The sequence below is a fragment of the Mycobacterium sp. genome (genome assembly GCF_052144515.1).
Lineage (GTDB): Bacteria > Actinomycetota > Actinomycetes > Mycobacteriales > Mycobacteriaceae > Mycobacterium.
Genome location: NZ_JBKQQD010000335.1, coordinates 1 through 4286, shown reverse-complemented (window position 1 = coordinate 4286; position 4286 = coordinate 1). Strand labels below are relative to the sequence as shown.

3 protein-coding genes are annotated in these 4286 nt (G+C 62.3%); 2 read left to right on the top strand and 1 reads right to left on the bottom strand.

Translation table 11 applies throughout. The features are described from left to right. Positions 1-146 precede the first annotated feature (146 nt). The gene (locus ACLP9N_RS22365; protein ID WP_442409447.1) at positions 147-1730 is read left to right on the top strand and encodes a tetratricopeptide repeat protein; all 1584 of its coding nucleotides are present in this window, start codon (positions 147-149) and stop codon (positions 1728-1730) included. Between the two features lie 54 nt (positions 1731-1784). Here ACLP9N_RS22365 and ACLP9N_RS22360 read toward each other — a convergent pair whose 3' ends face one another. Beyond that, positions 1785-3431: a S8 family peptidase gene (locus ACLP9N_RS22360; protein WP_442409446.1), complete on the bottom strand. Its 1647-nt coding sequence runs from the start codon at positions 3429-3431 to the stop codon at positions 1785-1787. A gap of 223 nt (positions 3432-3654) precedes the next feature. On the opposite strand from ACLP9N_RS22360, the gene ACLP9N_RS22355 reads away from it, so the two are divergent. Continuing rightward, positions 3655-4041 (top strand): DUF2252 family protein, encoded by a 387-nt coding sequence (locus ACLP9N_RS22355; RefSeq protein ID WP_442409445.1) that lies wholly within the window; start codon positions 3655-3657, stop codon positions 4039-4041. Positions 4042-4286: the final 245 nt, after the last annotated feature.

Sequence of the window (4286 nt, the reverse complement as noted above, 5' to 3'; positions counted from 1 at the left end):
TGTGGAAGAAGAATACCAGTGCGCGCCCTGACCTCACGAGTCCGTTGTCCAGTGATAGGGTTAGTAAGTGGCACGAGCGGGAAGCCGCTCTATGCGAACTGGACAGGCGGTGGCACGCCGCAATCTACCACTGGAAGTGGGCCCTTGTGAATCCCGCTGTCAATCGCCGCCCAGTACTTCTGGCCCGTCGAGCGCGCGCTTACAGCGAACTGAAGGATTGGGGGCATGCCGAGCACGATCTTGATGGCGCACTCAGCGAAATCTCGACGGACAGCGAGCTCTGGCAGGCGCGAGGCTATGCACGATTTCAGCAGAGCAACCAGGGGAAAGACCAGGATAAGCTCAAGCAGGCGATCAGCGATTACCAGCAAGCGCTCAAAACGAACCAGGATAACGGCCTGGCCCGAGCCCAACTCGCCGCTGCGTTCGTGTTGTCCCGCCGATTCAAGGAGGCTTTGGCCGAGTATGATCAGGCAGTGGAACGCGACAGGAAGAACCCAGATCTTCTGCTCAAGCGTGCACAAGCTCTCATGCAGTCGGACGACCGCCGATTCGACCGCGCTTACGCCGACTGCCTGACCGCGGGCCAGTTGTTCAGGGACCGGCAACGCTTCGACGAGGCGGTTCAGGCCTACTCTAGGGCTGTCGTCCTGTTCAAATACGGCGTCGAGAGCTCAAGACAGCTTCAAGCCAAAGTTCACGCCGAGCTAGCGGAAGTACAGGCGAACCGCGCGGATGTGACGTTCGACATCACGCGGAAGCGCAACATCTACGAAGATGCCTGCAAGCATTTCTTGGACGCGACAAATTTGGACGGCACGGTTTGGAAATACTGGAGCGGGCTTGCGCGTTGTCACGAACGCCTGGAGGAATGGAAGGAGGCCAGCCAGGCGTGGGAGAAGGCGCTGAAGCTGAATCCCGGCGATCCCACTCTGACCGTTTCCCGGGCCGGCTCACTGGTCAAGCTCAAGGACTGGGACGAGGCAGCCAAGGCGTATTTGGCGATTATCCAGCGTGAGCCCAAGGTACTGTCGTACCGTCTCCGCTTGGCCGCAATCTACCTTCAGCCTATCGCGCCAGAGAAAGAGGTGCGTCCCGAGCGGTTGGAAGCGGCTCGGCTCTGCCTCGCCGAGGCCGTCAAGGACGAGTTCCTGGCGAAACAGTCGATCCTGTGGTCTCACCTTGCGGTGATTGAGGTGGCAGCGGGAAAAATCGATGATTACCAAGCCACCCGCGCTCGCATGTTTGAGCTGTTCAAAAGCCCAATTGGGAATGATGCGAACAACGTGGCATGGGTTGCCGCGCTCTTCAAGGACACGCCCGCGAGTGCCGAACGCGCTATCAAGTTGGCCGCCAAGGCGGTTTCCGTCTCCCAGCAGAACTTCGGCTATTTGAACACTTATGGTGCCGTGTTGTACCGGGCTGGCAAGCGGGAGGAAGCTATCAAGAGACTTGAGGAGGCGACGAATAGGCGGGCCCTGGTTTCTAACCTCTCCCCGGACGAGCAGGCGTACGGCAACGCGTTGGACATGTTGTTCATCGCCATGGCCCAGTACACCCCTGAGCAGCCTGAGCAAGCTCGGCAGACGTCGAAGTTGGCTGTCCAGACGATCAATCGCGTCAAACCCGCCCAGCAGTACGAAAACCCTGAGGAGGGCCTCGGCCGGGTCTGGGCGCGGCTCGAATTCGAGGTCCTGCGGCGTGAGGCCGAGAGCTTGATCAATCGCTGACGTCAAAGCACGGAGCCAGCCAATGTCCACCGGTGGCGGCTGCCAAGCCGGCGCTCAGAGCTGTCGCGACACCTCCGCGAGGTGCTCTCGCAGCGACCGCGAGGCGTAGGGTGAGGCGGCCAGCCCCGCGACGAGATGCTTGAGGGTGAAGCGGTCGAGCGGGTCCTTCTGGTAGTCGGCGCCGCCGGTGATCCGCTGAAGATCGAGGGACTGCTCGTAAATCTGCAAGGCCTCGACCTCGAACATAAGGGCCCGTCCCGACGGCGGGGCCGCTTCGAGGACGCCGAGCAGGCGCAGCCAGGGGAACGAGACCTCGTCCTCGGCCGTCTTCGGGAGGTCGGCGCGGAAGGCAACGTCCAGGGCGGCGTTGGCCCGGAGCAGGCCATTGCCGTAATAGGTCGAGACGTCGGGGACATTGTCGTCGGCCGTCGTGAACAGGGCATGCCGGACCGCCTCAACCTTCTGCCAGCCCTGCAAGCCCGGCACGGTGAGGTTCTTCTGAAACCAAAGTGCGGCGGCGGCAGCGGCCTGCGGCGTCGCCGACGAAGTCCCCGCGCCATCGATCGTGATGAGCTCGTGGCAGCCGAGGATCGACCACGGCGTGTTGGGCGTGTACGCCGCGATCGCCGTGCTCATCTTCGCCGGGGGGCCGAAACAGCCTTGCATCTTGCGGTGCAGTCCCTCCTTGAAGTAAGGAGTTCGGTCGGCCGTCACCCCGCAAACGGCGACCACGCGGTTGAACCGCGCGGGGTAAACGATCGTGCTGGGTGGCGACGCGCCGATGCGATTACCGGCGGCCGCGAAGATGACCACCCCCGCCTCATAGGCCCGATTCACGGCCGCCGCCCAGGACCGGGCGGGGACACCCCCCATACTGATCGAAACGACGTCGCACCCCTTCGCGATCGCGTATTCGATCCCCTGCGCCATGGCACGGGTGCCGAAATGGATCACCGAGTCGGCGATTCGCACCGGCACAACCTCGGCGTGAGGTGCTCCGCCCAGGTATGCGTCGAACCCCGGGAACGCCGCCAGATGCACCTTGGCGCCGGCGAGGAGGGCCAGCGTCGCCGTCCCGTGGCCTGGGTTGTTGGTCGGGAAGTGGCGGTTCGGGTCGCGAGCGTCATTGTTGTCGTCGACGAAGTTCCACTGTAGGGCGGTCATCAAGTGTTCTGGCAGCGAGATGTGCTCAGGGTCATAGCCGGTGTCGAGGATCGCGATCCGCACCCGCTTGCCGGTCGGGTCACCTACCCGATTACGGGCAGCCTGAAGTCCCGAAAAGTTGTCGCCCAAGTGCCAGGCGAATGGAAACGATGGCCGTGGTATGGCCGGCGGCCAGAAATCGTCCGGCCCGCTCAGCACGCAAGCCCCGGCCGCCCCGAACGACTCGAGGCCCATGTCGTCGGGCCCCTGGTAGGGGAACGCCTGGACGAAATCCGGCTCGGCGTAAACCGGCGCTGACTCCAGCCCGAGCGACTTGTGATGGGTCAGGGCGGAGTGCGCCTCGTCCCAGGGATGGAGGTCGGGACGCCCGGTCGGTAGCTTCAAGGCCCCCCAGGCCCTCGGCGGCCCCGAACTTCCAGCCGGTATGACGGACTCCAAGCCGTCGAAACCGTCCGTGGCCCTGGCTATGCTCTCCAGGGCGGGTCCCTCGGCAACCTCGACCATCAGACGATGGGATGACGTGCGCTGGATCGGCATGGGGGAGTTCCCGCTCGCTTGTAGTGGACTCGGAACCTTGGTGGATGCCGGTGTCGGGCACATTCCCGGCGTGCGAATAACGGCGGACCACCCGTTATTCTCTCCCATCGGGTGGGAGAATACACCTGCAAACCAGGCTTGGCCGATTTCGCGTGAGAAATCCTCTGGACCGCGGTAGAGTTGCCGTCGCCGCCCCGTCGGCCGCCATCTAGAGGTGAAACCGATGAAAGATTCCACCGCGAAGGCATCTGTCGTCGATGAGATCCTCGAGTTCAACCGCGATCGCGAACCGAAGCTGGTACGGCGCAAGTTCCGCCGGATGACGAAGGACCCGTTCGCCTTCTTCCGGGGCACCGATCAATTGTTCGCGACCCACTGGCCCCGCCTGGCCCCGCCCGACGTGGCGCCCTCGGTGCTCATCTGCGGCGACTTACACCTAGAGAATTACGGCGCCTACCGGACCGACGAGGGTTACTTCCTCTACGACATTAATGACTACGACTCGCCCTCAGGGCTTACGCATCACAACAGCGAATCTGGGTTATATGGGAAGTTTCGTATCCCGAGCAAACCCAGACTTTTGCCGTACAGTCTTGCGACTTTCCGATAGTGTTGTGACCAATACAGCGCAGTGCTATTCACGTAACATCACATGAATATCTTGCATTTTTCATGAAAACCCCAGAAAACCCAGGGAAAAGTGGTGCGTAAGCCCTGACATAACCCGCTGGCGAGCCAAGGGCCTCTGGATGGACGTGTTTCAGTTGTTGGGGGTCGTGCCACATTGAACCGAGAGGTTCTCGAACGGGTAATCCCTTCGGGGATCACGTATTCCTGGGAGCTGCAACTGCGGTG

Excerpts from the sequence above, each read along its gene's own strand:
- ACLP9N_RS22360 (WP_442409446.1), bottom strand. The coding sequence starts at position 3,431 with ATGCCGATCCAGCGCACGTCATCCCATCGTCTGATGGTCGAGGTTGCC.
- ACLP9N_RS22355 (WP_442409445.1), top strand. The coding sequence starts at position 3,655 with ATGAAAGATTCCACCGCGAAGGCATCTGTCGTCGATGAGATCCTCGAG.